This window comes from Streptomyces diastatochromogenes (assembly GCF_002242805.1).
GTDB lineage: Bacteria > Actinomycetota > Actinomycetes > Streptomycetales > Streptomycetaceae > Streptomyces > Streptomyces diastatochromogenes.
Map to the genome: position 1 here is coordinate 1 of NZ_MCGQ01000149.1, position 2,164 is coordinate 2,164.

The following is a 2,164-nucleotide window of genomic DNA, read 5'->3' on the forward strand; positions in this document are numbered from 1 at the left end:
GGTGGCGCTGGAGAAGCCGAGCTGGGCGGCGATCCGGGCGGCGGACTGGTCGCTGTGGGCGAGCAGCCGCTTGGCCTCCAGTAGGACGCGGCGGTCGATGAACTCCTTGGCGGTGACTCCGTCGGCCGCGAGCGTGGCGCGGGAGAGCGTGCGCGCCGAGTAGCCGAGGGTGTGGGCGTAGTCCTCGACGCGACGGACGCTGGCGAAGTCGCGGTCCACCGCGGCACGGAACCGCACATACGGCTCGCCCGGGTCGGTGGCCGGGCTGCCCGGGGCCTGGATGTGGGCGGCGCGCAGGACCAGCGCGCCGAGCAGTTGGCGCAGGATGAGCACGTGCGCCTCCAGCGGGACGCGGCCCAGGGCGTGGAACTCGTGCTCCAGGTGCGCGGACGCGATCTCCAGGGCTGAACGGTCCTCGCCGACGGGCGTGAGGAGCGGCGGCGCGTGGCGTTCGTCCAGGCCGGCCGCGGCCACTGTGGCCGGGTCGAGGAAGTCGCGCTCGAAGAGAATCAGAGTGCCCTCGGCTTTCTCGAGGTCGCCCCACTGCTGCACCTGGCCGGGACGCACCCACAGCCAGGCCCCCGGTTCGAGGGTGTAGCCGGTGAAGTCGACCGTGTGCCGCAGCCGGCCTTCGGACAGCGTGATCAGGTGGTGGAAGTCCGGGCGCTGGGGAAGCGTGATCCGCCCCTTGCCGAGACGGACCGGTGCCCGCTCGCGCAGGACCGCCAGGGAGAGCACCTCCACCCCGGCCGGTGTCCCCACGGGAGCAGCGAAACCGACATCAGGGATGCGTTTTTCTGCTCGGTGTCCAGTTCTGACCATCATGAGTCGCCAGCGTATCCGGGTCGCGCCGGATTCCGCTCCTACGTTTCTGGGGTGACCGCGGCGCACCATCGCGGCGGCCGCTGACAGGCAGACCAGATCCAAGGAGAGGACGACGTACCTCATGAAGACCGAACCCGCGAACCAGGAGCACGCCATCGGCCGCGCGAGGCTGACCTACGCCTTCGACGCCTACTGTGGCTGGTGCTACGGCTTCGGCCCGGCCCTGCACGACTTCGCCGTCGCCAACGCGGACAAGATCGAGCTGCGGGTGCTGTCCGGCGGCCTGTTCACCGGGTCGCGCGGCCTGCCGTTGGCGGCCTACCCCCACGTCCCCGGCGCCAACGAGCGCATCGCCCAGCTGACCGGCGTCACCTTCGGCGCCGGCTACCGCCGGGTGCTGGCCGAGGGCACCGTCGTGATGGACTCCGCCGACGCCGGCGCTGGTCTGGTCGCGCTGCGCAGCCAGCCGGGCGCGAACGCCCTCGAAGCCGGCGCGGCCATGCAGCGCGCCTGGTACCTCGACGGCCGCAGCCTCTCCGACGTGCGGGTCTACCGGAACATCGCGGCCGAGCTGGGTCTGGATCCGGACGCGGTGGCCGCGGCCTACGCCTCCCCCGCCGCTCGCGCCGAGGCGGAGGCCGACTTTCACCAGGTGCGCCGCCTGGGCGTCGACAGCTACCCGACTCTCCTGCTGCACACCGCACACGGCACCGACCGCATGGGCGGCCCCGTCGCCTCGGCCGACGCCCTCACCCGCGCGCTGGACCAGCACCTGGCCGCCACCACCGCCTGAGCCCTCTACGCTCCCCGCCCCCGAGGCAAACCCCCCTTTGAAAAACCTCACTTGAAAGGCACAACCCATGTCCACCACCCTGACGTACACCGTTCACACCGCCGGTGACACCGGCCTGCACAAGTCGTCCGTCCTGATCACCGGAGAGCGCGAAGCACTGCTGGTCGACGGCCAGTTCACGCTCGCCGAGCAGCACCGGGTCCTGGCCGACATCATCGACAGCGGCAAGGAGCTGACCACCGTGGTGGTCACCACCCCCGACCCGGACTACTACTTCGGCCTTCAAGTGATCCGTCAGGCGTTCCCGGACGTCCGGATCGTCGCCACCGCCACCACCGTGGAACGGATCAAGGCCAGCTGGGAAGGCAAGCTGAACACCTGGGCGCACCTGGGCAAGAACCTCCCGACCGAGGTGATCATCCCGGAGGCGCTGGAGGGGGACCGCGTCAGCATCGAGGGGCACGACTTTGAGCTCCGCGGCGGGCACCCGGACCTGGTCTGGCGCACCGAGTACCTGTGGCAGCCCGAGGACCGCGCGGTTGTCGG

General features: G+C 71.0%; 3 protein-coding genes. 2 read left to right on the forward strand and 1 reads right to left on the reverse strand.

Annotated features, from left to right (window positions below):
• On the reverse strand, window positions 1-825 hold an 825-nt coding region (locus tag BEK98_RS47180; RefSeq protein ID WP_425276674.1), incomplete at its 3' end, for a helix-turn-helix domain-containing protein.
• A 121-nt stretch (window positions 826-946) separates the two neighbouring features.
• Between BEK98_RS47180 and BEK98_RS47185 the strand changes: the two genes are divergently transcribed.
• Together BEK98_RS47185 and BEK98_RS47190 are read left to right on the forward strand one after the other, a co-directional pair.
• Entirely contained in the window at window positions 947-1,618 is a 672-nt protein-coding gene (locus tag BEK98_RS47185; protein ID WP_167444464.1) for a DsbA family protein, read from the forward strand.
• 67 nt (window positions 1,619-1,685) lie between these two features.
• The coding region (locus BEK98_RS47190) for an MBL fold metallo-hydrolase (protein WP_143684291.1) at window positions 1,686-2,164 on the forward strand (479 nt) is incomplete at its 3' end.